The following is a 25812-nucleotide window of genomic DNA, read 5'->3' as shown; positions in this document are numbered from 1 at the left end:
TCAAATTTTTTTTTTCACGGAGTTTGGAGCAGTCGAAATATTCTCAGCAGCAGATCTGCTTGATTTACGGGAACTTGAGGTAACGACCGGCGGGCAAATTATCGCTATTATATAATGCTATATTAACTAACTGGTTCAGGAAATTTGCATCGTTTTTATCATAACTTAAAAATAATCCTCTGTCAATCCCCCAATCTTGAAGAGTTTGTTGCCAATTCTGATATTTTTGTTCAGAGAATTCATCCGAAAGAGTTGTGACTTGAATGCAGAGTGGCTGCTGTTGGCGGCTGCTAACGATTGAATCGGTTGCCATAGAAAGATCTGCAACATATCGATACAAAACAGTGCCTTGGCGATCGACAATTCGGGCTGCGATCGCCCGAATCACAATATCATCTCCCGGATCGAATTTGCCGGCCTTGAGTTTTTGTTTCCAGATGTAAAATTTGCGATCGTTTTCGCTCAGCCATTTAGGAAACAGATAGCTGTACCAATACCTTTCCCCCGGAGTCATTAACTCAAACGCGGCTTGCTGTTCTCTTTCCGAAGGTAGAGATTGAACTGCCAGCCAAACCTGAGAATCTCGGATAAGCTGTAGCAAAAAAGCCATCACAAATTTTTTAGCCGTTAGCGAACCGGGTTTAACATCTTTCACCCAGCGATTGATTTCATCCAATCTTCTCGCCAAACTCGGATCTATTGGATCTGCTGCGCTAATTAGGGAGTTGAGCTTATCCTTAATCTCTTGTGCTTGCAAACGACGACCTACTGTACAAACTAAAGCAGAATTGTTGACACCTCGATTTTATTATAGAACCGCGCCAAATTTTCACCGCTCATTAGACATCTCCCAAAATTGTTGTGGGTAAGTATCCTGCCAGCCCTTAACTTTATTTGAGGAGATGTCTATTGAGTAGCTGCTGCTGATTCCCGCAGGCGCTGGTACAATAAAACAAAATAAACATTCATCAACGGCCCGGCTAAAAACCCCAGTAGATTAGCTGTAAGCTGATATGTTACGGATTTCCCCGTCGGATCGATTAATAGGCAAATCGATAGTATTGGCACAAAAACTACAAAAATTATCAGTAAGGCGGATCGAAATACCAACCACCAACGCCCTTTAGTTAATTCCCAACTGCTGCTAACACTGTCGAATGCCGAAGAGTTATCAATAACCGTAGCGTAAGATGAAAACATTAACCGATATGATACATAAACGCCGGGAATTATGAGTGCAATGAAGCCAGCGCACCCCAGTAGCAAACACATAATATAAACCGCAATTAGTTGTAGCAACCTTTTGTTTGCTTGATTGAAAGCCTGACCCACAGTTACTTGATTTTTTGTTAAATCTCGGTAACTGTAAAAAATCATAGCTCCAGACAATAAAGGAACTACCACGAACCAGTAGATAATATTTAAAGCAACACCTGCTGAACCTAGCTTGCCAAACCTATTGATCCCGACAAATATCAAAATTGGAGAGTTTATGAGCAACAGGGGAGCGTATCTAGAACCTAGATTAGTAAAGGTTTCTCGCAACAGGCTTCTGGCACTAATTCGTGAAGCTGTCATAATTTTTATCCTGGTTTTTAAGTGGATTGGAACATATTAAATGGGCTTTAAAAATAAACATTATATGGGAGGGTAAGTGAGAATACTCATCAACTCTCTGGTATCTCACGCTCCTACGCTAAACCCGCCCGGACAAGATACTATTTTTGTTAGCCCTTACCTACTTAGACATTATTAATTAGAAAAAGTTGCTAACAATAATGTTAAGTCATCATCGGTGCGTTCGGAAACCCGGGGCGATCGCAAAAATGACTCTAACTGCTGTTTCGCATCTTCCTCTTCTTTCCACTCGCCCGAAAACCGAAACAAGGGCGCAAAAAACGGCCCGTGGGGCGTGCCTTCCGGGATTTTGAGCGCTAGCATTTGCAAGCCGTCGGAAAAAACCGCTAAATGCCGGAGTTTTTCCCGCAGTACCTTAAATTGCGCTGTTTCTATAGCATTCGGCGAAATCAAAAAGATGGTTTCGTTGATGTATTCGCCGCAGGGAGGTACAGTCAGGGCGATCGCATTTCCTGCACTGTCGCCTGCTACCGCCGCACCGTCGCCGATTTGAGCAACTGCGATTAATTCCGGCGTAGCAACAACAGCAATTAAAGTGCAGGCTAAATCTCTCGGCGCCACTGCCCGCACAGCCGCTTCTGCTTCCACCTGCGCCCGCGCGACTTGCAGTGATGCTGTCAAGAATACCTGCCATTCGCCGTCATTTTGAGGCAGCCTTTCCTGTTGCTGGCAAATCGTTTCGACAACCGCTTCCACAGCAATTTTTGCCCCAACTTCTGCGAGTGCTGCCGAACCCGCACCGTCGGCAACCGCTGCCGCTAAAACACCATTTGGCAAGAGACGCCAGCAGTGGGCATCTTGACAAGGCTGCGATCTTTTTTCGTGGCTTGTACCTATCACCGATGCCGCTACAACTTGCCAATTAAAGGATGAATTCTGCATTAATAACTCTTTAACTCAAAACTTCGTAAATTCACAACTATGCAAAATCTGGACGGATTTATTTATCCCTAATTAGGTAGGGCGATGCACACGACACCTTACTTATTATGTAGGGTTCCATGCACACCGCACTTACCGCTGGTCACTTACTAATGACCAATGACTTCCAACTAATGACTAAACAGTTCCCCATCCGGGTGGCGGCAGTGCTACTTGTTCATCAATTTTTGAGTGAGAAACTCTCTGCATACTAGCCGACAGCCAGATGAACATCTCTCTAAAGTCTAATCCTCTCAATTTTACAGGCGTGCGCTCGACAATTTGCGCCAGACGGGTGATATTAGCACCTTCCACTCCGACAGCAAAAAATGCCACGCGTTTGTTAGTTTCTTCCTCTTTAATCCGCTGTGCTGCTATTTCCACAACATCGTCGGATTCGCCTTGAGGTTCGCCGTCGGTAATCATAAATACCCACGGGCGGTAGTAGGTAATGCCGTTATTGCGGTATTCGGATTTGCGGGCCGCAATGGTATCTAATGCTAGCTGAATGCCTGCGCCCATGTGGGTTTGTCCTTGAGCTGTCAGCAGTGGCGTCTCGAACTGGTCGGCGGTCACGAAGTCTTGCACGACTTTGATATGATTGTCAAATGAAATAATCGCGACTTCGACTCGCTTTTTAGCTAGTTCGTCTTTAATGAGGTCATTCCTAAAAATTTCCAGCCCCTCATTCAAGGCATCTATGGGTGCGCCTTGCATGGAGCCGGAGGTGTCCAGCAGGAGGACGCAGGGACAGCGCGGCTCTGGGTTTTCGGCAAATTCTACGGCTTCGTCTAGTCTCATGGTTCGGGGTTGACCTGGGAGTGGCTCGATTTCTAGGTTTGTTACTTTACTGTATCAAGTCAGTAACAAATTTAAGTGCAAATTGCTAGGGCGATCGCATTTTACCATTTACGTGAATCGATTTTAAATTTTTGATTGTATATTTTAGATTTAAGAATTGGATGTCTGCCGTCAAAAAAACAAATTTCTTCCTACCTGTGGTAATATAGGCTAATAGTATTAGTGCAAAATAATGATAAATCTTATGATTGCAACAGTCACACAGAAATTAACCTTTGACCAATTCCTTGTAGAATGTCCAGAAGATGGACGCTATGAACTGGTAAATGGAAAAATTGTAGAGATGAATGCGACAAGAAATCATGATGATGTTGCTAATTTCCTGTTATTTGGCTTCAACGATGAAATCCGGCGACTAAATTTGAATTATGTAGTCAACACTACAGCCGTTATCAGAACTGTAAGTAAAGCCGGCATCGAACAAGGGCGGAGACCGGATGTCAGCGTAATCGATCGCGATTTGTGGCGATCGCACCGTTCTGCTTATTCTGCCTTACGAGAACCAATTCAACTGGCAGTGGAAGTAACATCAACAAATTGGGAGGACGATTATATAGACAAATTGGACGAATATCGGCGCCTCGGAATTCCTGAGTATTGGATTGTCGATTATTTAGCAATTGGTAGCAGGGAATTTCTGGGAAATCCCAAAGTTCCAACTGTATTTGTTCACCTTTTGGATGCAGATGGCAACTATCAAAGAAGCGCGTTTAAAGGCAGCGAACGAATTGTATCGCCGACTTTTCCCGAATTAGCGCTGACCGCAGAAGAGGTGATGAATGTTTAACTTCCGTTAATCCAGCTAGCCAGACTATCATTCATAAAAAATTACTGAAAATATGAAATCTATTTCTGATAAAAAACTTTCCGCTCGAAAAGCTATTAGCCCTTGGACTTACAAACCTTGGTGGTGTCAGCCTTGGTCGATTCTTTTAACTGGTACTAGCCTGATTAGCGGTAGTTGGTTTTTATTAAAAACTGTTTGGATAACTGTTTTAGTCGCAATTCCTTTATTAGCCTGGATGGGTTTTTTCTTGTTAGTTTGGCCGAGGTTGATGATGTCTAGCGGAGTTTTGGATTCTCATCCAGATTAGGTTTTGGTGGTGCACACCCTATGTTTAGGTTTTGGTGGTGTGCACCCTATGTTGTGGGTAAGGTGTGCGGTGCACACCCTACCTTTGAGTGTTTCGCAGTCTAGGTTTGCGGGTAATAGTCTTGAATTGCTTTTACTTCCATCGGGTGGGATTTGAGCGATCGAATTCCCGCTGCTGTAGCTTTGGCACCGGCTATTGTGGTAATAATCGGGATTTTGTAAGTCAAAGCTGTGCGGCGAATAAAGATTCCGTCGGCCCGGGATTCTTCGCCCGAAGGTGTGGTGATAATTAGTTGAATTTTCTCATTCTTGATAGAATCCAACAAATTTGGCCGCCCTTCGTGCAGTTTCAATTCTAAATCTACCTCTAAACCTTGCTCTTGCAATACTTTGCGTGTTCCGTGAGTTGCGACTACTTTGAAACCCAATTCTAAGAATTCCTTGACAACGGGTACAACTGCTAGTTTGTCGCGCTCGCGCATCGAAACCAGCACGGTTCCAAACAGCGGCATCATTTGTCCGGCACCTAATTGAGCTTTGGCAAATGCTTTGCCAAAATCGGTGTCAATTCCCATGACTTCGCCGGTCGATCGCATTTCTGGCCCTAACAACGTATCAGTTCCCGGGAACTTAGCAAATGGCAATACAGCTTCTTTTACCGAAACATGGGTGGGTATAATCTCTTCAGTAAAACCCAAAGCTTCTAGAGTTTTGCCAGACATGACTCGCGAGGCCATTTTTGCTAAGGGAACTCCGATCGCCTTAGACACGAAAGGTACTGTGCGAGAAGCGCGCGGATTAGCTTCCAAGATGAAAACTTGTTCCCCTTGAACGGCAAATTGAATATTCATCAACCCGATTACTTTCAGGGATTTTGCTAATTCTACAGTCCAGCGGCGGATTGTTTCTAAAGCTGCGTCCGAAAGCGTTTGGTAAGGGATAGAACAAGCAGAGTCGCCGGAGTGGATTCCCGCTTCCTCGATGTGCTCCATAATACCGCCGATCGTCACATTGCCAGTAGCATCGGCGATCGCATCTACATCCACCTCGATCGCGTTCTCTAAGAACTTATCAATTAAAATCGGATGATCTGGTTCTACTAGCACGGCATAGGTCATGTAACGTTCCAATTCCGTATCGGAATAAACAATTTCCATGGCTCGCCCGCCTAACACGTAACTTGGCCGCACCACTACCGGATAACCGATCCGTTGAGCTACTATTAAAGCATCCTCAAAACTGCGGGCTAAACCGTTAGCAGCTTGCTGAATATCCAACTCCCGCAGAATCTTTTCAAATCGCTCCCTGTCTTCAGCAGTATCAATGGAATCCGGCGAAGTTCCCCAGATTTTTGTTTGTACGTCGGGGTGATTTTCCAGGGATTTTTGTAAAGGTAGCGCCAACTTCAGCGGAGTTTGTCCGCCAAACTGAATAATTATGCCCTCTGGATTTTCAGCTTCGATGATGTTGAGAACATCTTCTTTTGTTAGCGGTTCAAAATACAGGCGATCGCTCGTATCGTAATCGGTCGAAACCGTTTCCGGGTTCGAGTTGACCATAATTGTCTCAAAGCCGTCTTCTCCTAGGGAATAGGAAGCGTGACAGCAGCAGTAATCAAACTCGATTCCCTGTCCGATCCGGTTCGGCCCGCCACCTAAAATCATCACTTTTCGTTTGGTAGAAGGCAAAACTTCCGACTCCGGCGTGAGACTGTGGCCTACAGGCGAAACTTTCTTTTCTTCATCGCCCAATTCCCAAATTGCCGCTCCCGCTTCGTAGGTGGAATAATAATACGGTGTAAACGCTTCAAATTCAGCGGCACAAGTATCGACTGTTTTGTAAACCGGAATTACGCCTAACTGTTTGCGGTAAGCGCGGACTTGATCTTCCGGTGTTTTGGTGGCGTAAGCAATTTGGCGATCGCTAAAACCCAACTGCTTTACTTCAAACATTGTCTCTTTTGTCAACTGTTCCAACCGCGTTCGTTTCAAGAACTTCTCTGTTTCCAGCAATTCCTGCATTTTATCCAAAAACCAAGGGTCAATTCCTGTGAACTCGAAGATATCTTCCACCGACATTCCCATCATCATCGCGTGGCGAACTGTAAAAATGCGATCGGGATTTGGCGTCCGCAATCCGGCGCGAATTTGTTCCAAACTCGGCAACTTTTCCGGTTTGTCGCACCCGAAACCCGCGCGGCCTGTTTCCAATCCCCGCAGGGCTTTTTGGAAGGATTCGTTGAAGCTGCGTCCGATCGCCATTACCTCCCCAACAGACTTCATTTGCGTTGTCAGAGTCGGTTCGGAACCGGGGAACTTTTCAAAGGCAAATCGGGGAATCTTCGTCACCACGTAGTCAATTGTCGGCTCAAAAGACGCCGGAGTTTTCTTGGTGATATCGTTGGAAATTTCGTCTAGGGTGTAACCTACAGCTAATTTTGCCGCCATTTTTGCAATGGGGAAACCGGTGGCTTTCGAGGCCAAGGCGGAGGAACGGGAAACCCGAGGATTCATTTCAATAACGATGAAATCTCCGTTGACAGGATTGACGGCAAATTGAATATTGGAACCGCCGGTTTCAACTCCGATTTCGCGGATAATTTTCACCGAAGCATCCCGCAGGCGCTGATATTCTTTGTCTGTGAGAGTTTGCGCCGGGGCGACGGTGATAGAATCGCCGGTGTGGACGCCCATCGGGTCGAGATTCTCGATCGAACAAATAATCACCACATTATCTGCCAAATCCCGCATTACTTCGAGTTCGTACTCTTTCCAACCAATCAAAGATTGTTCGATCAAAATTTGCGATACTGGACTGGCATCAATACCGCCTTGTGCCATTTCTTCAAACTCTTCTTGATTGTAAGAAATGCCGCCTCCCGTGCCGCCCATTGTAAAAGCAGGACGAATAATTAACGGATAACTGCCGATTTGGTGACCAATTGCTTTGGCTTCGTCGAGAGTGTTTGCAATCCCCGAAGGGCAAACTGCAACCCCAATTCGCGCCATTGCTTCCTTAAATAATAGCCGATCTTCTGCCATTTCAATTGCTGGCAACTTAGCACCAATCAACTCGACTTTGTATTTTTCTAAAACGCCATTTTTAGCGACGGCAACTGCTAAATTTAGTGCTGTTTGACCCCCCATTGTCGGTAAAATTGCTTGAGGTCTTTCTTTAGCGATGATTTGTTCGAGGATGGCTGGCGTTAGAGGTTCGATGTAAATGCGATCGGCAGTTTCCGGATCGGTCATAATCGTTGCAGGGTTGGAATTCACCAACACTACTTCAAAACCTTCTTCTCGCAAAGCTTTGCAAGCTTGTGTCCCTGAATAGTCAAATTCGCACGCTTGACCGATAACAATTGGGCCGGAACCAATGAGAAGAATCTTTTTTAAGTCTTGACGACGGGGCATAGGTTCGTAATTGGTAATTGGACAAGGTTAAGGATTAATTTGACATTTTGCACCATTTTTCACAAGTAGGAGGCTGAAACCTCTCAACTTTCGCAGCTAGGGGAAGCCCCCCCGCGAAGAGTTTGATCGAAAAATGGTGAAAGATATCATCAAGTCCAAACTATTTTAATTGTTGTTGGTAAGATGGTGTTGTATAATACAAATCCTCTGGTAAAATTCTCTCAGCGTTCAGTTGCTGCTGGCTTAACGCGATGTACAAGGCTTCTGAGTCGATCGCACAGCCTGTTCTACCGCAGATAAATCTTTTGATGGGGAAACGCGCCGAATGTCTGTTCCACCAGAGCAAGAATTACCCAAAAACCGGGTTTTTTCACCAAAATACTTCGGAAACAGGCAGGAGGCCTGTTCCACCAAAGATGAATGTGCTTGAGAGGCATCAGTCGTTGCCCCTTAAGCAATGATCGGGAAATAGGCATCCTGCCTCAAGTTACACCTGTTTCAAAAAATAATGCAACTGCAGGCCCGCGATCCAAAACCTGATAGTCATTAATTATCAGTCTTTCCCAATTTTTTAATCTCAAATCTCAAATCTCAAATCTCAAATCTCAAATCTCAAATCTCAAATCTCAAATCTCAAATCTCAAATCTCAAAAGGTATTACCTTAGTTTATTTTTGAGATAGCTCTTAATTTTTGTTATCGGTTCCCTCGCCCACGGTTCCCATCGTTTGTATTTTACATTTAGCCTCAAAAGCCAATCGGAATTATTTTTAATTAGGCGCAGGTCATCCTTAAACGGCGTCTGAGACAACATCTCCAGCCATAATTTATTAGGTTGGGGGCTTTCCCAAGGTTTCGGACTGGATATAAAGTGCATCACTCTAGTTGACATATCCTCCGTATTGTGGTTGTTCCATATCTGCTCTAATCGCTTCCACCTTCCCTCTAAAACCGAATTTGATGCCCCTTGGTCGCAATCGCACCAAAGGTTGATGCGAGCGTTTTCGAGCATTTTTTCAGACAGTTTTTCCTCCTCCCAAAGCTTCAGATTAAAAACTAAGAGACCTGCATTGAAATAAGGTTTTTTATCAGCCGGGTTGTTTGGATTTCCCCACACATTGAGCGCGGCAGCTACGGGCATTCCTTCAAAGTCTAAGTTCCACAGAGGATCTAAGCTGCCCAGAACTATCATGTCGCTGTCTAGCCAAATCAGTCTGTCTTTGACCTTGGTGTATTTGTCCGGTTCCAATCTCGCGTAAGTCAGCTTAGAACCCGACAGGGACAGCAATCCCCCGTAATTCGGCTTAACTTCTTCCCATTCAATCTCGTATTTGCAGCACTTTTGCAACTTTTCCTTTTGCTGTGTATTTATACCTGTTGATACCACAGTAACGTTGACAGGCAAATTCGGATCTTCGGTAACATTGAGTTCTATGGATTTCAGCAGGGCTGCTATCCCCAAAATGTAATTTTTATCGCCAATAATGGATATGTTCATTTCACTGATTGATGAAGGTTTATAGAAAATATAAATAGCATAATTTTTTTTTATCAAGGCAGATCGCCAGTTGATAGAACTTGGCAGAAACCGAGTTTCTGCACAAGCCCTACAAATTAAGGTTCCCACGGATCGAAGTGCCTTCGGTGACCGTCCGACGTGGATGTAAGAGGCGAATTCTTAAGCTTTTCGGTGACGGCGAATGAGTACGCTAATCACTTGTCCCGGCTGTGCACCTCGCTGTGGCGGACTCCAATCCCCGACGGCGGCAAATCCCAGTCGGTACAAGGTGTGGATGGTTTCTAACACGGCGGCGCGGGAACCGACAACCGTTATCCGCACGACTTCCTGTTCGGATACTGCTGAGTCGTCATTTGGACGCGCGGAAAAGTTATCGTCAGGCACGAATTCCTGTGACATAATATGATCTCCTGGTTTTTGGTTTTCTAGGAAAACCCAAAAACCCAGCCGCCCCGCACGTTAACACAGAGCAGGGCGGCTACAGAGAATGTTAGAATTCTCCATTAGCCTCCATACTGCTTACTCAGTTTGGCGGTTAGCTGTCCATTGCTGTTGGTAGCAGCTTTGGGCAGTGCAACTAGATTTTTGAGCGACGCGGGCTGCTTCCTCCTTGAGGAAAGCAGCCTTATTTTCACAGCGTAGCCGCAGATGGGGGCCGCCGTCAATCGATTTAAGATTTTGGATTTTAGATTTTAGATTGAGATTTTTCTCCAACAACTCAATCGATTTTAGATTTTAGATTTTAGATTTTAGATTGAGATTTTCCTGCAACAACTCTCCGGTCTCTCCCACCCTCCCCTTCTCCCACTCTCCCCCTCTCCCACTCTCCCCCTCTCCCACTCTCTCCTTCTCCCACTCTCTCCCTCTCCCTCAATCCAACCTAATAGATGAGGGAATGCGCCGAGGAAGATGTAAAATATGGAATCGTTCCAAAAGCTTAAAATCAAAAAACTAAAATACAGATATGCCTAGAATACAAGTGCGAATATTCCTTGCACCTGCTGCTTGAGGGCAACCACATCAATTTTTGATTTTTGATTTTTGATTTTTGATTGTCCTCCAACAACTCTCCCCATCTGCTATGCCTAGAACACCCAGCGAATATTCCGTGCACCTGCTGCTTGAGGGCGGCCACCGCGAAGAAGTGCGTTTCGCAACGCTGCAAGATTTTCAAAAGTGGTACAGCAGTACGCTGGTGCCGAAACAAGATTCAAGAGAATTTCTTAACGTCCCGATTAAAAATATTCAAGGCGAATACATGGTAGTTCGGCCTACCAGCGTTCTCGCAATTCGCGTAGAACCGATATTTACTTCTAGCGTCGAACGATACGATGAATAAGGAAAATAATCAATTGAATAGGAAAGATTGGAAGTTGAGCAAGATTTTTCGCTATCAGTTATTAGCCATCGTCTGTTGCGTTTTGGCGATCGCTTTTTCTGTGCCCGCCGTTGCAGTTGCGCCACTGCAAGCAATTAGTATAAATCAATTGCAAGCGGGCGATTCCGAGGATCTCGCCTTTGACCCTCAAATCTGGGGCGAAAATGGCAAACCCGGAGATAAAGAATTGCTGTTAAGGTCGATCGACAACAGCCTCCGCTATCTCGATACATCGGCCGCCGCCACTGCTTACAGCCGCTATCCAGTAGCAGGAGTTACGCGCGATCGAGTTCGGCGTTCTCTCGATCGATTTCGCCAATTAGTTGTCAGTTCGACAACTCCGGCACAACTCCAGGAATCGGTCAAGCGCGAATTTGTATTTTACAAATCCACGGGCAAAGACGGCAAAGGAACAGTCGCATTTACGGGTTATTTCGAGCCGACTTACGCAGCATCTCGCACGCCGAATTCCGAATACCGTTATCCCCTGTACCGGATGCCGCCAAACATGGCATCTTGGCCGAAACCTCACCCGACCAGATTGCAATTAGAAGGCGAAGATGCTTTGCAGGGAAGCAAAGGGTTGTTGCGGGGATTAGAATTAGTTTGGTTGCGCGATCGATTCCAAGCATTTCTCGTGCACGTCCAAGGTTCGGCGAGATTGCAGCTAACAGATGGTAGCGTGATGACCGTCGGTTTTGCAGGCAAAACCAGTCACAGTTATACAGGAGTCGGGCGAGAATTAGTTAAAGACGGAAAGTTTACTTTAGAAGAGTTAAATTTGCCGAAACTAAAGGAATATTTCACCAACTTTCCCGCAGAGATGAACAAGTATTTGCCGAAAAATGAAAGCTTTGTATTCTTCCGGGATACTAACGGAGTTCCAGCCACAGGAAGCATTGGAGTGCCAGTAACTGCCGAAAGGTCGATCGCCACCGATAAAGCTTTAATGCCCCCTGGCGCACTAGCATTAATTAGTACAAAACTCCCTTATCCGAATGCGGCAGGACAACTCGAACAAAATGCGGTAAATCGGTACGTTTTGGATCAGGATACCGGCGGTGCAATCAAAGGCGCGGGGAGAGTTGACGTATTTATGGGAACGGGGAATTTAGCGGGCGATAGGGCCGGTTTTATCAACTCAACAGGAGAACTGTATTATCCGCTTTTAAAGTAGATTAATTCTACTTGATGTGATTGTTTACTGTGCGTTGCAATCCCGGACACGGCAATGCGCCGTGTCCCTACTGATATCGCCGACAATCAATATATAATCTATTTTTGATAATTGCTATAAAATAGAAAATACCCCACCCTCTCAATCTTACAAATGCTCAACAAAATTCTGCAATTCTTCAAACGACTATTTCAGCAAATATTCGGAGCCCCAACCCCATCCACCCCGCCGGGAAATACCGCCATCCGCCCAGCCTTAACTGACGCGGAATACGAGTCGAAATTCATGGAAATATTGGAAGGGGTGAATGCCGGCTGGAGTCGAGGGGATGTAGCGGGATTCTTAATCGCAAAACGCCTTAAAGATGGTGAATTGGCGGCTTGGTTGCGACGGTTTGGGCAAAGATTGTTAGAGGGCGAACATGATGAGACTGCTGCTGCGGATGCCGTGGCATCGCTTCAGGAATTGGCGCAGCGGCTGGTATTGTTAGGTAGAATTGCCAGCGGGGAATTGTCAGAGGTTGCGAGGCAAATTGGGCGGGAGATATTGACACGATTTCCGCTGCCGGAGGTTGAAGAGGAGGATACAAAGGGGAGGGTGATTGAGGCGGTTTTTGTTGGGGATGGTTTGGGTTTTTCTGGGGAAGTGAACCGCAGAGGCGCTGAGGGTGCGGAGGCAGAATCGGAAGTTAATGTAGAGGCGAAAGCCTGGTGCGAGCGAGGGAATGAGCAGTATAATTTAGGAAGATTTGAAGAGGCGATCGCATCTTATAACCAGGCAATCGCTCTCCAACCAGACTATCACGATGCTTTGCACAACCGAGAGGTAGCGCAACGTAAGTTAGGCGAAATTAAATAGGCGAACTCGCTTGTATCCATAATTTTTTCTAGGTATTGCGATCGTTATGATACTATTAAGGATTTAGCGCAGTTTCACTTGCTAATTATTATACACTAAAATAAGAGTTGGATGATTTTAATCCTCACTACAAACTTAATTGGTAAGGTGCACAATCCGTACCCTAAAATATGTTTATCCTATGAGGATTAATCCCAAATCCTTGCATCCAAAACCCACATCGAATGACACAAGTAATCGGCATTGACCTAGGCGGCACCGCAATTAAACTCGGCAGATTTAGCGAAGACGGCATTTGTCACCAATCCTTAACTGTTCCAACCCCTCAACCCGCAACGCCAGAAGCAGTTTTAGCTACAATGACCGATGCTATTTTACAACTGAATCCGGTCGAAAATGCTGTAAGTGCGATCGGCATTGGCACTCCAGGTCCTGCAGACGCCGCAGGCCGCATAGCTAGAGTAGCAATTAACCTCAAAAACTGGCATAACGTCCCCCTAGCTGACTGGTTGGAAGCTAAAACCGGACTGCCGACCATATTAGCAAATGATGCCAACTGTGCCGGATTGGGAGAAGCTTGGTTGGGCGCCGGAAGGAAGTTTAAAAATCTCATTTTACTCACTTTAGGTACAGGCGTCGGCGGTGCAGTTATCCTAGACGGCAAACTATTTGCAGGTCATCAAGGCGCAGCCGGAGAACTAGGATTGATTGCTATAAATCCCGACGGCCCGGAATGCAATAGTGGCAATCGCGGTTCTTTAGAACAGTATGTTTCCGTGCAAGCAATTCGCCGGGAAATGGGTTTGGAACCTCTAGAATTAGCCGATTTAGCTAAGTCGGGAGATGCCAAAGCTTTAGAATTTTGGCAGAACTACGGCCGCTATCTGGGTATCGGTTTGGCAAGTATAATTTATATTTTAACGCCGGAAGCTATTATTATCGGCGGCGGAATTAGTGCCGGTGCAGAATTTTTCTTACCGCAGGTTCAATCCGAAATTCAGCAACGTGTACTGCCGAGTTCTCGCGAAGATTTACAGTTATTGGTGGCTGAATTGGGCAATCAAGCAGGCATGGTAGGGGCAGCCAAATTAGCTTGGCAGCTTGTTCAATAGTTAAAATTTAAAAAAGCAGCGCATTTTACTGCGCTTTTTTAATATTTAAAATTAGGGTGCAACCTCAGCACTTTAGATCAAAAAAATAAAATGAATGTGAGGAGTTACTAAACATAGTCTCCCTTTATCCTTCAATGACTAATGACTGTTTTATGGCAGAGATTGCCCAGTCGTCTTTTTAATGTAGTCCTGAATTTCTTGATAAGCGTCCGGGTTGCTTTGGCGCAGGATAATAATGTTAGTTGCGCTGTCAGGCAGGCAAAAGCTTAGCCGACCGTTTTGTTCGCAAGCAAAAGAGCTAATTCGACTCATATCGATCGCAAATTCTTTGCGGTCATAATGAATTTTAATCCACGAACCTCTAGAATTGCGATCGATGGTTTTTTTGAGGTAATCGAGAACTTGCTTGTAAGCCTCATAATTGCCTTGGGGATTGAGGATAATCGGCTGACTGCTATTAGGCAGCCAAAAGGTGAGACGCTTGTTATCCAGTTCGCTAGAAAAAGCACTAATAGTGTCAAGGTCAATTATGTATGTACTTTTCTCATAAGTAATTTTGCTCCAATAAGCCACAAAGCCTCCTCAAACCTGTGTTTCCTGGTATTTTAGGATAGTTTGACAACTCATACCATTTTAGATTTTAGATTTTAGATTTTAGATTGGGCATGACTGATGACTATCGGGATTTGGAACGTGCCTAAAGTTGCATTTTTTTGGGAAACTGGTATCGCCCTTGAAATCAAAGCTAAAAAGTTAAGTAAAAATATCAGCATTTTTACCTTCTGCCTTGTGCCTTTTGCCTTCTCCTTTCGGGTACTAGCCCCCCAATCCCTATGTTAGGGCTGGGGGATGAGGTTTTTCACTGGTTGAGAATGCTGCCCGATATCATGTCCGGTAAGTGGGACCCGAATCAAATCCGATTGTTGGGTTGGGCGGGTGATTGTCTGCCTGATTTGAATATTGTGTACTCTCACCCGCCCCTACAGACATCTAATATATCAGAACTAATCGATCGCACATGATACGAGATCAGTTTGCTGCAACTTTCTCGGCAACCAAGCCGCGACCCTCATCTTCTAAAACATCCTGCTTTCCCTGGATGCTAGCGGCCTGGATAAACCCTTGAAACAATGGGTGGGGGGCGCTAGGTCGAGATTGGAATTCGGGGTGAAATTGACTGGCTATGAAAAAGGGATGGTTCGGCAATTCGATCATTTCTACTAATCGGCCGTCTGGAGATGTACCGGAGACTGCATAACCTGATTCTAAGAAAAGATTGCGGTAGGCGTTGTTGAATTCGTACCGATGGCGGTGCCGTTCGTAAATCACTTCTTTCTGATAAAGTTTGAAAGCTAGGGTGTCTGGGTTGACGCGACACGGATACAAACCCAGTCGCATTGTACCGCCCAAATCGACTACATCTTGCTGTTCTGGCAATAAATTAATTACCGGATTTGCTGTATCCGGGTTAAATTCAGCGCTGTTGGCATCCTTTAGTTGGGCGTTGTTGCGCGCCCATTCAATCACAGCACACTGCATCCCCAAACACAATCCCAAAAAGGGTATTTTATGGTGTTTAGCATATTCGATCGCCGCTATTTTGCCGTCAACTCCCCGAACCCCAAAACCTCCCGGTACAAGAATGCCGTTGATATCTTTGAGATAATTATCGAGGTTTCCCGATTCTAAATCTTCTGAGTTAATCCAGTGCAAATTCAGGTCGCAGCCGATCGCAATTGCCGCGTGCCGCAAAGCTTCGACCACCGAAAGATAAGCATCGTTTAACCGCACGTATTTGCCAACTAAAGCAATATCAATTTTGTGATTGGGACTGTAAAGCCTGTTGACTAAAGTTTGCCACTGATGCAAATCTGGCTGGCGATGTTCGAGTTGCAGCAAATTGAGCGTTTGTTGGGCTAAACCCTCCTCTTCCATCATCAGGGGTACTTCGTAGATACTTTTAGCATCTTGAGATGTGATGACACATTCTTCGGGTACGTTGCAGAATTCGGACAATTTCTGTTTCATGCCCAAAGACAGCGGGCGATCGCACCGACAGACTAAAATATCTGGTTGAATGCCGATCGACCGCAATTCCTTCACCGAATGCTGAGTCGGTTTAGTTTTCATCTCCCCAGCCGAAGGAATCCAAGGTATCAGCGTGACGTGCATATACACAACATTTTGCCGGCCGACATCCTTGCGAAACTGGCGAATTGCCTCCAAAAACGGCAAAGATTCAATATCTCCCACCGTTCCGCCGATTTCCGTAATCACGACATCGGGATTAGTATTTTTTGCTACCCGATGAATTCGCTCTTTAATCTCGTTAGTGATGTGCGGAATCACCTGCACCGTGCTCCCTTGATACTCACCGCGGCGTTCTTTGTTGATCACCGCTTGATAAATGGAACCCGTGGTGACGCTGTTGAGGCGCGACATGGAAGTATCGGTAAAACGCTCGTAGTGTCCCAAATCCAGGTCAGTTTCCGCACCGTCTTGTGTGACGAAGACTTCTCCGTGCTGAAACGGGCTCAGAGTGCCGGGGTCAACGTTAATATACGGGTCTAGCTTCAAAATCGAGACTGAATAGTCCCGCGACTTCAATAGGCGGCCCAAGGAAGCACCGACAATTCCCTTGCCGATGCTGGAAACCACGCCGCCAGTCACAAACACAAATTTGCTCATAGGATTTTCGACTTTAGATGTTTCAATGTCAGGTCAGACTCAAATGTGACATAGGTAATCCATAAGGGCAACCACGGGGGATGGCCCCTACACCCATTTGACCAAATTATTGACGATTGTTATGTGCTTGCAACCAAGTTGTCAAATCTGACACACTGGCAAAGTCTAATAGTTCCTCTCCTAGATTCTCTAATTGCTGAGCGGATAACTCAGCGATGCTGGTTTTGATCTCCGGCGACAGCACGCTGACACTGCGCTCCAACTGACGAACAATTAATGTCACTTTTCCTTGTCTGATGCCTTGTTCGATGCCTTGTTCGATGCCTTGTTCGATGCCTTGTTCGATGCCTTGTCTGATTCCTTGTTCTATCCCGATTCTGGTAGCTTTGGTAATTGCACCGCGCTGGTCTTGAATAAAAATTTCTCGCCTTTCTAAATCTTCCAATTCATCAGGATCGAGATTTGCTTCATTGGCAATTGTAAAAGCTTTGCGGAGTTCCGGTACATTTCCCAACTCTTCCGGGACAGACCTTAACGTCCGAGCTGTTTTCATGAAATATATCCACTTATCAGTCAGAGTCTCTAATTCTGCTAAAGTCTTGTCAAATTTGGGCAACTCAACAAATACAAATTCTAATTCATCCGCCAAATAATCGACCAAGTTGTTTTTTTCTTTGATACAAAACCGCGAAATTACTGTGTCCAGATGCTCAAACATTGGGAAATCTGTAATCGTCAAGGCAATCACGGGATTTAATAGGTTGTAGTTTTCTCCGCTTTTCAATTGCACTGAGTAAGCTTTGGTAGCATTGTATAAAATTCGTTTTTCAAAGGATTCTACATTCAATACCTGCATTTCAATGATCGCAGTTTTGCTACCACTAATTTTAGCTTTGACATCCAAGTAAGTATCTTTGACTCCTTTGATTTTGGGAGCTAAATAAGGGTCAAGAATTTCTAAATCTTCGATGACTGGCTGCGCTTCGTAGAGGATGGCATTTAAGAAGCTAATCAAAATGTCTTTGCTGTCAGCAGAGCCGAAGATTTTTTTAAAGGCAAAGTCGGTTTTGGGGTTAATAAAATTCATGGCTTTTTCAATTTATTAGAGCTTGAGAGGTTGAGGTTAGAGTGATTTAATTATTTAACTATCATACAATTTTGTAGTTTTGCTTCGCGGACGATCGCCCCAACCGACATCACCCAAATACGGATCGTGCGGCCGACAGCAGTCGCCCTGAGCAATCATGGCTTCGACAAAAGTTCCAGCGCCCAGTCCGCCCCTAGGCTAGTCAACCTAAAATCTAAAATCAGCCCTACGCCCTTGGTGATTTTTCCCAGAAAGCTAACTCAGGAACGTTTCGCGAAGCGTAAAGTCATGGTAAACATAGCACCTCAAGTCTGCTAAAAAAAACAGCTATGAAGTTTGTCTGCGTTCTATCCACTCAACGGTTGCTTTCTGCTGGTATCGCATTGCTCGCTGCGATCGAGTGTGGCGCGTGGCTCGCTCCAAATGCGGCGCGGGCAAAAGCTCCTGGGGAAAATTATTCGTCTGTGTCGCCGAAAATCCTCGCTAGTAACGATGTTAATTGCAATGGGGCGCGATCGCCCGAAACTAGCTGTCGAGTAGGCGGTTTGTTCGTCAAAACTCCCAATACGACTCAAGAACAAGTCTTTCCTCTCAAGCAGACTGAAGTTAAAGCCAAAATTGCTGGCAATATCTCCCGCGTCGAAGTTGTTCAGAAGTTTGAAAATCCTTTTCCCGAACCTATAGAAGCTGTTTATATATTTCCTTTGCCCGACGAAGCGGCAGTGGACGATATGGAAATTAAAATAGGCTCACGAATTATTAAAGCTGATATCAAACTGCGCGAGGAAGCTTTGGAAATTTACGAACAAGCCAGAAAGCAAGGCCGGACTGCTGGTTTGTTGGAACAAGAACGTGACAATATTTTTACTCAGTCTCTCGCTAATATCAAACCGGGAGAAAAAATTGAAGTTACGATTCGCTACACCGAAAGTCTCAAGTTTGCCGGCGGCGATTACGAATTTGTGTTTCCAATGGTGGTTGGGCCGCGCTATATTTCGGGAAATACGATCCCCCCCAACCCCTCCTTAGCAAGAGGGGGCTATAGTTCTGGTGCCGATCGCATTAACCCGCCTGTTTTGCCTCCGGGAACACGATCGGGTCACAATATCGCTGTTTCGGTAGAAATAGATGCCGGAGTTGCGATCGGCGATGTCCGCTCTACTTCCCATCAAATTACAACTGACCGCAGCGGCAATATTGTACAAGTCCAATTAGCCAATTCTGACACAATTCCCAATAAAGATTTAATTCTGCGCTATCGAGTCGCGGGCGAAAATACTCGCGCAACTATTTTGACTCAATCAGACAAGCGGGGCGGTCATTTTGCTACTTATTTGATTCCGGCTTTAAACTACAAAACTAATGAAATTGTACCCAAAGATGTCGTGTTTCTGATGGATACTTCCGGTTCTCAACAGGGCGAACCGCTGGCAAAATCTAAGGAGTTGATGCGCCGCTTCATTCAAGGGCTGAATCCCAACGATACTTTTACTATTATTGATTTTGCAAACACTGCACAAGCGCTTTCAACAACTCCTTTAGCAAATACGGCTGCCAACCGACAAAGCGCGATTAATTATATCGATAAGTTGCAGGCTAACGGTGGCACTGAACTGCTTAACGGCATTCAAGCAGTGATGAATTTTCCGGCTGCGGCAACGGGAAGGCTGCGGAGTGTTGTACTAATTACTGACGGTTACATTGGTAATGAAAATGAAGTGCTGGCTCTGGTTCAGCGGAGTCTGAAACCGGGAAATCGACTTTATAGTTTTGGTGTCGGCAGTTCTGTGAATCGGTTTTTGATTAACCGTTTGGCGGAAATGGGAAGAGGCACGTCTCAGGTAATTCGTCAAGATGAACCGTCGGCAGAAGCGGCAGAAAAGTTTTTTCGTCAAATTAACAGTCCGGTATTGACTAATATTCAAATTAGTTGGGAAGGCATGGGGGAAAAACCGCAGATTTATCCGATCGCACCCCCAGACTTGTTTGCGAGTCAGCCACTGGTTTTGTTTGGCAAAAAGACCGATCGAGCCCCCGGCCAACTTCGCATCCGCGGCACTCTTGCAGGTGGCAAAGCTTACGAGCAAGTTTTACCTGTTAACTTTGCTAAATCCGGCGGGCGGCAGCGGGAGTCAACTTCAGTCGCAGCAGGCGCTACGGATTTTGGCAATCCGGCGGTAGCTCAACTTTGGGGGCGATCGCGCATTAAAGATTTAATGAATCAAATGTTTGGTGGTGAGACTAAATCTCTGGTGGAAGCTGTGACTAATACTGCTCTGACTTATCGCTTGCTGTCGGAATACACGGCTTTTGTGGCTGTGAGCGAAGAAGTGCGAGTCGAACCAGATGGAACTCGTCGCCGCGTGCAAGTGCCTGTGGAATTACCGCAGGGTGTCAGCTATGAGGGTATTTTCGAGTCGGAGGGGGCAGAGCAAACTAGAGGCGGCACTCGCAGCGTTACCTCGAATCGCCACTCGGCACCGGTGAGTCCAACTCCTGCTATGCCGCGGCAGCGAACTTACGGTGAGTTGCCAGCCCCGAAGCCTTTGGCTGATCGCATCCAAGTAGTTAGCGCCGAAGGGTTGGATGCCGGGGCGATCGCCGCTTTGACTCAATACCTGCAATCGCTTAATCTCCCGGCGGGGGTTAGCGGTGAAATGGTGTGGGAGTTATCGGTACAAGACGGCCGCGTAGCCCGAGTGGCGATCGACACTAAAACCTCAACGCTGCAAGCAACAGACGCCGTAGAGACTCTCAAGAGAGCCCTGAGTTCCTGGCAACCTCCAGCAGGGTTCAAGGGCACGCTGCGCCTGAAGTTGCGAATTACGGTCGATCGTTAAGCAAGGACTATCTATGTCACAAAACATTAACTTTTAATTCAAAAATACCGAAAGCGCGATCGCTACCCCGTGGAAGATATAAAATCTTTATTAAGAGATTGCCTTTAAACAGAAAGTGATGTTAGTGAAATTTATACCGTTTGAGGCAAACGCTAAAACAGTTTCCTTTCTGAAACAGTTTCCTTTCTGAAACAACCTTAACAGTAAAGATTTCTGGATCGAAACCCCCAATCATAGAAGGTATGATGCCCTATGGAAGTTAGTGAACTGCTCAACAATTACGAAAAAGGACAAAGAGACTTTACTGGAGCCGATCTCAGCGGGAAAAACCTCAGCGGAGCAATCTTAATCGGAGTCAACCTTTCGCGAGCTAATCTTTCCGGGGCGAACCTCAGCAGGGCGTTTCTCACCAAAGCAACACTCAACGATGCACAGATGCAAAGAACAAATCTGACTTTTGCCAAAATGGGCGAAACCCAACTTTCGGGTGCAGATTTGACAAAAGCTAATTTGAGTGGAGCTTTTTTGGTAAAAGCAAAATTGCCCAGAGTAAAGTTAAGCGGCGCAACTTTAACTAGCGCAAACCTGCGGGGCGCTGTATTGTGGAATGCCAATTTGTGCAGCGCCGACTTGCAATTAGTTAACTTGCTGGGCGCGAATCTGACGGCAGCTAATTTTAACTGGGCCAACCTTTACGGTGCAAGGCTCAATAGTGCAAAACTTTTTGGAGTTCAATTAACCGGAGTCAGTCTGCGGCGAGCGCAGTTGACAGGGGTGAATCTCTGCGGTGTAGATTTAAGCGGCATTAACGTGAGCGAAGCTAAACTCATGGGAGCTAATTTGGAAGGCTCGAATTTGGTGGGGGCGAATTTCAGCGCCGCTCAGTTGCGTGGGGTGAAGTTGGCGGGTGCAAACTTAACCGGCGCTAAGTTGAGGGGAAGTTGTTTGAGAGGGGCAAATCTAAATTGGGCAAAGTTGTGTCAAGCTGATTTGATGGCTGCAGATTTGAGCGAGGCGACGTTAATAGGAGCTAATTTAGATAATGCTTTGTTGGCGGGAGCAATTTTGCCGGAATCTATTAGACGCTATTTTTCTTTAGCTGGGGCTGGCAGAGTCAATTCTTGGGAAGTGACGGAAATTAAAAATGGGTAATGGGAAAGGGGGAATTTGGAAGTGGGGAATTGGTAATTGCGTATCTGAATTGGATTTTTGAGCGGGCATCCCGCCCAACCCCTACTCCCCCCAATAATTTCCTCCAACTTGACTGTAAAATTTAGATGCGACACGATCGATTAAATCCGGTAACTAGAATTATTAAAAGTGGTACATATCCTCGCCGGAAAGGGCATTGCCCTGTAGCGACAAAGAATTACGCTCAAGGTTTTCTGTTGAAATCGATTCTTTAATCTCAAATCTAAAATCGCTATGACTGTTAATTTTGGGGTGGTGCTGGTAACTGTGGCATCGGAGGAGGAGGCGGAGAATCTCGCGAAATCTCTAGTTGAACACAAGCTGGCTGCTTGTGTGAGTTTGTCGCCAATTCGCTCTATTTATACTTGGCAAGGCGAGATTCATGCCGAGTCAGAGTGGCAGTTGGTGATTAAAACTGATATGGCTAAATTTGAGGCTTTAAAAACAAAAGTTCAGGAACTCCATTCCTATGAAGTTCCCGAAATTATTGCTATTCCTATTATCGCTGGCAGCGATGCTTATCTCAATTGGCTGGGACAATCTTTAAGTTTATAGTCAAGACTTTAGTCCTAAAGTGTCAAATGAAGAGGGACTAAAGTCCCTACTACAAATGGTCAGGAACCTAGGAATTATGGCTGGTAGGGCCAATGACGCCGATTTTGTGGCGAAAACTTAGTTCGCCGCCGAACCAGCCTGTAATGCCCAGCAATGTTGCAACGACGATCGATATTGCTAAACCTGTATATACGATCGGCTCAGCCGGATTTCCTTGTCGCAACAGCAAGTTAATCAGGGAAAGTACCAAAGCCGCCACATTCCCGCCCATGTGCAACCAACCGGCACTGCGCTCGCGCACTCTTTTTATTTTGAAAAAATCTAAAAAGCCCGTGATTCCCGCCAAAATCCCCGCACCAAAACCGGCGCCAATCAGCCAAACCGAAGCTCTAGCCCAAAACGGATCGCTTGTCAGCCAATAACCGATATCCGTGCCGGCGGCTCCTACTAAAAAGGCTACCGGAAACACGATCAGCACTGGGTGGAGGGGATGACCTGCAACTGAAACTGTACTTGTAATGCCGGCATCGCGATATTCTGTGTCGTCACTTTCGAGAATCGGCGGAATATTGGGATAGGGCGTACTATTTCTTTGATTTGTTTCCATGATTTCTACAGATAACTTTTGTACAACAAACCCGTTTTTATTGGATTGAAATTAATCCCAAATCCGCTCGCCGTTTTCGTCAACGCGGGCTTGCCGAATTACGTCAGAAATTTCGTCGGCGTCTTTGACGTGGTGCAAAGCTTTCTTTTCCCCATCGGGTTCTTCTACGATCACATAAGTTGGAACTGTAACAACATCGCCCGTGATGTCTGGCACGTGGTCTACCGCCAGTTGCTGGGCTTTTTCTTCGATGCTTTGCGGTTCGTCGGAAATGCGATCGCCCGGATTGACAGTGCGTTCCATATCTTTGCCTGGTTTGTCGATACTCATAAAAACCTCTCTGGTATTTCTAATTTTTTGCTGACTCTAATTCCTACTATTGAACGAAAAATATCTCTACGCAAACATCTCCCGACGGGTGGAAGTTTCAGTTATGCCGATCGCAGGCAGCCTCTTCCTGTAGGTAGAGGTTTTTCGGCTGGTTCGGAAAAAAACCTAAGCTAAAATCTAAGCATGATATTTTCCTTCCCTTTGAGTTGCCCATGAAAAGTTACGATTGGATTGTTGTCGGCGGTGGCATTACTGGTGCATCACTGAGTTACGAACTGGCAAAAAAAGGTTTTGCTGTGCTGCTTTTGGAACGAGATGCTGCCATGCAAAATGCTACTCGTTTTAGTTATGGTGGCTTGGCTTATTGGTCGGGGACGACTGATTTAACTCGCAAATTGTGTCAAGAAGGTATCGAACGCCACCGCAATTTATCGGCGGAATTAGATGCTGATACTGAGTTTCGCGAGTTGGATTTGTTGCTGACAATTGATGCGGGCAATGATGCCGAAAAAGTGGCGGCTAATTACGCGTATTTTGCGATTGTTCCGCAGCTTTTGAGTGTTGCAGAAGCTGGCGAGTTGGAACCTTTGCTGAATAAAAGTGCGATCGCCGGAGCTCTGACTGTGCGCCACGGTCACATTTCGCCGACTGCCACAAATAAAGCTTATTGTCAAGGGTTTCTCCGGTTGGGAGGAACTATAGAATTTGCTGAAGTAATTGGGTTTATAGAAGAGGGAAACCGGATTTCGGGAGTCAAGACGGCGCAGGGAATTTATCGCTGTGAAAATACTGTGGTTTGTGCTGGAGGTTGGAGTCGGAGTTTGCTGAAGGTGGCTGGTGTTTCTGTGGGAGTTTATTTTACTCGCACCGAGATTTTGGAAACTGCACCTGTGGATTTGAAACTCAGGACTTTGGTGATGCCTGCGGTATTAAAACGTTTTGAATTGGAAGCTGAATCGAGTAGAATTGAGGTGGATTTTCTTTGGGATGAACCTGGTAAAGAGTTGCTGTCGCCGATTTTAGATTCGGGTGCAATTGGGTTTAAGGATGGCAGTTTGCGGATCGGGCAATTGTCGCGCACTTTGAGCGATTTGAATGCTAAAGTCGATCGCGAAACCAGCGAAAGGGCAATTCGTGCAGGAATCGGCAAAGTTTTGCCTGATTTGGCAGGTTTACCTGCAACTTGGCACGAGTGTAGTGTGGCATTCAGCGCTGATAATTTGCCTGTAGTGGGGCCGATTGCCGATCGCCCTGGATTGCACGTTTTTTCGGGTCTGAGCAATCCTTTGGTGATTGTACCTGCTTTGGCTGAGCGATTTGCGAATGCGGCGGGGGGAGAAGAAGATAGGGCGATCGGGCTTTTGTCTCCCAATAGATTTATCGCAGAAGGAAGAAGGAAGAAGGATAGATGACTAATGACTAATGACTACTGACTACTGACTAAAAAAGGCAGCGCGACAATAAATGTAGTACCTTTGTCGATCGCACTTTCCACGCTTATTGTACCGCCGTGCAGGTCAACTATGTGTTTGACAATGCAGAGTCCCAGACCCGATCCTTTAATCTTGCCTACATTAGCACCCCGTTCAAACTGCTGAAATAGTTTTCCTTGATATTCCGGTGTCATTCCAATTCCCTCATCTCGAACGCACAAAATTATTTGTTCGTTTTTGCAGCTTAAGTCTAAACATATATTGCCACCGTTTGGAGAATATTTAATGGCGTTTGAAAGCAGATTAGTCAGAAGGTGGTGCAGTAGTTTAGCATCGAGATTGGCGTGCAGCGGATTTGTGTGACTGCGGAAATGTACTAGGTGTTTGTCGGTGATGATAGGTTGCAGTTCTTCTAAAATAGACTTGCATAAGTCCGTAGCATTGATCTGATTTAAATTTAAGGAGATTTTACCTGATTCTGCTTTGCTAAGCATTAAAATATCTTCCAGCAAACTACTCATATTACTGACGGCTTTTTTAATGCGATCGACATTTTTATTGGTAGTTCCGGGGGTTTTATTCAATTCGCTATCTTCTAGCATTTCAGCCGATAACTGTATAGTAGTTAAAGGAGTGTTTAAATCGTGGTAAGCCATTGAAATAAAGCGCGCTCTATTTTCGCTTTTTTCTGCGGCTAATGCCATTATTTTTTTTAGACTAACTGCTTCTTGATGTTTGCTCAGCGCTATCTTGATTGTGGCGTGTAGTTCTCTTTGCTTAAAAGGTTTGAGGAGGTAGCCGTAAGAGCCAGTATTTTCGGCTCGCTGCAAAGTTGCGTCGTCGGCATAGGCAGTTGTATAGATAATTGGGATATCTAATTCTTGATTAATTATTACTGCTGTTTCTATGCCGTCAATGTCGCCTTTGATGACTATATCCATTAATATTAAATCAGGTTCCAATTCGCCGGCGCGATGAATGGCATCGGCTCCTGAAGAGACAATGCCTGCGATTTGATATCCTAAATTTTCTAATTTTTGGGCTAAACTTTTAGCAATTAAGAGTTCGTCTTCGACAATCAAAATATTAATTGCTTTTTCGGCCACATCCAT

Annotated in this window: 23 protein-coding genes; 10 read left to right on the top strand and 13 right to left on the bottom strand. The window is 45.5% G+C overall.

Annotated features, from left to right (window positions below):
- Positions 1-64: 64 nt before the first annotated feature.
- The 4 genes from QUA33_RS03775 to QUA33_RS03760 form a co-directional block, all read right to left on the bottom strand.
- Positions 65-757, bottom strand: coding sequence for a hypothetical protein (locus tag QUA33_RS03775; RefSeq protein ID WP_333073944.1), 693 nt, complete (start codon positions 755-757; stop codon positions 65-67).
- Between the two features lie 149 nt (positions 758-906).
- The gene (locus QUA33_RS03770; RefSeq protein ID WP_333146584.1) at positions 907-1578 is read right to left on the bottom strand and encodes a hypothetical protein; all 672 of its coding nucleotides are present in this window, start codon (positions 1576-1578) and stop codon (positions 907-909) included.
- 174 nt (positions 1579-1752) lie between these two features.
- Entirely contained in the window at positions 1753-2520 is a 768-nt protein-coding gene (locus tag QUA33_RS03765) for a PP2C family serine/threonine-protein phosphatase (RefSeq protein WP_333146582.1), read from the bottom strand.
- Between the two features lie 177 nt (positions 2521-2697).
- Entirely contained in the window at positions 2698-3360 is a 663-nt protein-coding gene (locus tag QUA33_RS03760) for a VWA domain-containing protein (RefSeq protein ID WP_332953856.1), read from the bottom strand.
- Between the two features lie 244 nt (positions 3361-3604).
- Between QUA33_RS03760 and QUA33_RS03755 the strand changes: the two genes are divergently transcribed.
- Together QUA33_RS03755 and QUA33_RS03750 are read left to right on the top strand one after the other, a co-directional pair.
- On the top strand, positions 3605-4207 hold the full coding sequence (locus QUA33_RS03755) for a Uma2 family endonuclease (protein ID WP_333146580.1): 603 nt from the start codon (positions 3605-3607) through the stop codon (positions 4205-4207).
- 52 nt (positions 4208-4259) lie between these two features.
- Complete coding sequence (locus tag QUA33_RS03750; protein ID WP_333095439.1) at positions 4260-4514, top strand: DUF6737 family protein; 255 nt, start codon at positions 4260-4262, stop codon at positions 4512-4514.
- A 100-nt stretch (positions 4515-4614) separates the two neighbouring features.
- Here QUA33_RS03750 and carB read toward each other — a convergent pair whose 3' ends face one another.
- The 3 genes from carB to QUA33_RS03735 form a co-directional block, all read right to left on the bottom strand.
- Positions 4615-7926 (bottom strand): carbamoyl-phosphate synthase large subunit, encoded by a 3312-nt coding sequence (carB, locus tag QUA33_RS03745; protein WP_333146578.1) that lies wholly within the window; start codon positions 7924-7926, stop codon positions 4615-4617.
- A gap of 657 nt (positions 7927-8583) precedes the next feature.
- Positions 8584-9423 carry a glycosyltransferase gene (locus QUA33_RS03740; protein ID WP_333146576.1) on the bottom strand — a complete coding sequence of 280 codons (840 nt, stop codon included), beginning with the start codon at positions 9421-9423 and terminating at the stop codon, positions 8584-8586.
- A gap of 180 nt (positions 9424-9603) precedes the next feature.
- Positions 9604-9843, bottom strand: a complete 240-nt coding sequence (locus tag QUA33_RS03735; protein ID WP_333146574.1) for a hypothetical protein — start codon at positions 9841-9843, stop codon at positions 9604-9606.
- A 682-nt stretch (positions 9844-10525) separates the two neighbouring features.
- Between QUA33_RS03735 and QUA33_RS03730 the strand changes: the two genes are divergently transcribed.
- The 4 genes from QUA33_RS03730 (at position 10526) to QUA33_RS03715 (ending at position 13969) form a co-directional block, all read left to right on the top strand.
- Positions 10526-10783: a hypothetical protein gene (locus QUA33_RS03730; RefSeq protein WP_172192361.1), complete on the top strand. Its 258-nt coding sequence runs from the start codon at positions 10526-10528 to the stop codon at positions 10781-10783.
- Positions 10784-10796: 13 nt separating this feature from the next.
- Positions 10797-11999: a murein transglycosylase A gene (gene mltA / locus QUA33_RS03725; RefSeq protein WP_445243214.1), complete on the top strand. Its 1203-nt coding sequence runs from the start codon at positions 10797-10799 to the stop codon at positions 11997-11999.
- 153 nt (positions 12000-12152) lie between these two features.
- Entirely contained in the window at positions 12153-12857 is a 705-nt protein-coding gene (locus tag QUA33_RS03720; RefSeq protein WP_333146570.1) for a tetratricopeptide repeat protein, read from the top strand.
- A 224-nt stretch (positions 12858-13081) separates the two neighbouring features.
- A complete protein-coding gene (locus QUA33_RS03715) occupies positions 13082-13969 on the top strand; it encodes an ROK family protein (protein ID WP_333146568.1) in 888 nt (295 codons plus the stop codon).
- 150 nt (positions 13970-14119) lie between these two features.
- Here QUA33_RS03715 and QUA33_RS03710 read toward each other — a convergent pair whose 3' ends face one another.
- From QUA33_RS03710 to QUA33_RS03700, 3 genes are all read right to left on the bottom strand, one after another.
- Positions 14120-14542, bottom strand: a complete 423-nt coding sequence (locus QUA33_RS03710) for a hypothetical protein (protein ID WP_333095449.1) — start codon at positions 14540-14542, stop codon at positions 14120-14122.
- Positions 14543-14998: 456 nt separating this feature from the next.
- Complete coding sequence (locus QUA33_RS03705) at positions 14999-16657, bottom strand: CTP synthase (RefSeq protein ID WP_333095452.1); 1659 nt, start codon at positions 16655-16657, stop codon at positions 14999-15001.
- A 106-nt stretch (positions 16658-16763) separates the two neighbouring features.
- Positions 16764-17744, bottom strand: a complete 981-nt coding sequence (locus tag QUA33_RS03700; protein WP_333146566.1) for an Rpn family recombination-promoting nuclease/putative transposase — start codon at positions 17742-17744, stop codon at positions 16764-16766.
- Positions 17745-18073: 329 nt separating this feature from the next.
- Here QUA33_RS03700 and QUA33_RS03695 point away from each other — a divergent pair, with 329 nt between their 5' ends.
- From QUA33_RS03695 to cutA, 3 genes are all read left to right on the top strand, one after another.
- Entirely contained in the window at positions 18074-20584 is a 2511-nt protein-coding gene (locus QUA33_RS03695; RefSeq protein WP_333146564.1) for a VIT domain-containing protein, read from the top strand.
- 252 nt (positions 20585-20836) lie between these two features.
- Positions 20837-21736 (top strand): pentapeptide repeat-containing protein, encoded by a 900-nt coding sequence (locus tag QUA33_RS03690; protein ID WP_333146562.1) that lies wholly within the window; start codon positions 20837-20839, stop codon positions 21734-21736.
- 273 nt (positions 21737-22009) lie between these two features.
- Complete coding sequence (cutA, locus tag QUA33_RS03685) at positions 22010-22330, top strand: divalent-cation tolerance protein CutA (protein WP_333146561.1); 321 nt, start codon at positions 22010-22012, stop codon at positions 22328-22330.
- A gap of 67 nt (positions 22331-22397) precedes the next feature.
- Here the strand turns inward: cutA and QUA33_RS03680 are convergent, their stop codons facing one another.
- Positions 22398-22937 carry a DUF2231 domain-containing protein gene (locus QUA33_RS03680; protein ID WP_333146559.1) on the bottom strand — a complete coding sequence of 180 codons (540 nt, stop codon included), beginning with the start codon at positions 22935-22937 and terminating at the stop codon, positions 22398-22400.
- Between the two features lie 51 nt (positions 22938-22988).
- The gene (locus QUA33_RS03675; protein ID WP_333070811.1) at positions 22989-23267 is read right to left on the bottom strand and encodes a hypothetical protein; all 279 of its coding nucleotides are present in this window, start codon (positions 23265-23267) and stop codon (positions 22989-22991) included.
- A 212-nt stretch (positions 23268-23479) separates the two neighbouring features.
- Here QUA33_RS03675 and QUA33_RS03670 point away from each other — a divergent pair, with 212 nt between their 5' ends.
- Positions 23480-24679 (top strand): FAD-binding oxidoreductase, encoded by a 1200-nt coding sequence (locus tag QUA33_RS03670; RefSeq protein WP_333146557.1) that lies wholly within the window; start codon positions 23480-23482, stop codon positions 24677-24679.
- A 14-nt stretch (positions 24680-24693) separates the two neighbouring features.
- Here the strand turns inward: QUA33_RS03670 and QUA33_RS03665 are convergent, their stop codons facing one another.
- Entirely contained in the window at positions 24694-25812 is a 1119-nt protein-coding gene (locus QUA33_RS03665; protein WP_333095457.1) for an ATP-binding protein, read from the bottom strand.

It is taken from the genome of Microcoleus sp. Pol14D4 (assembly GCF_036701245.1).
Taxonomy (GTDB): Bacteria; Cyanobacteriota; Cyanobacteriia; order Cyanobacteriales; family Microcoleaceae; genus Microcoleus.
The sequence above is the reverse complement of the archived record's forward strand: the minus strand, read 5'-3'. Positions and strand labels throughout refer to the sequence as shown.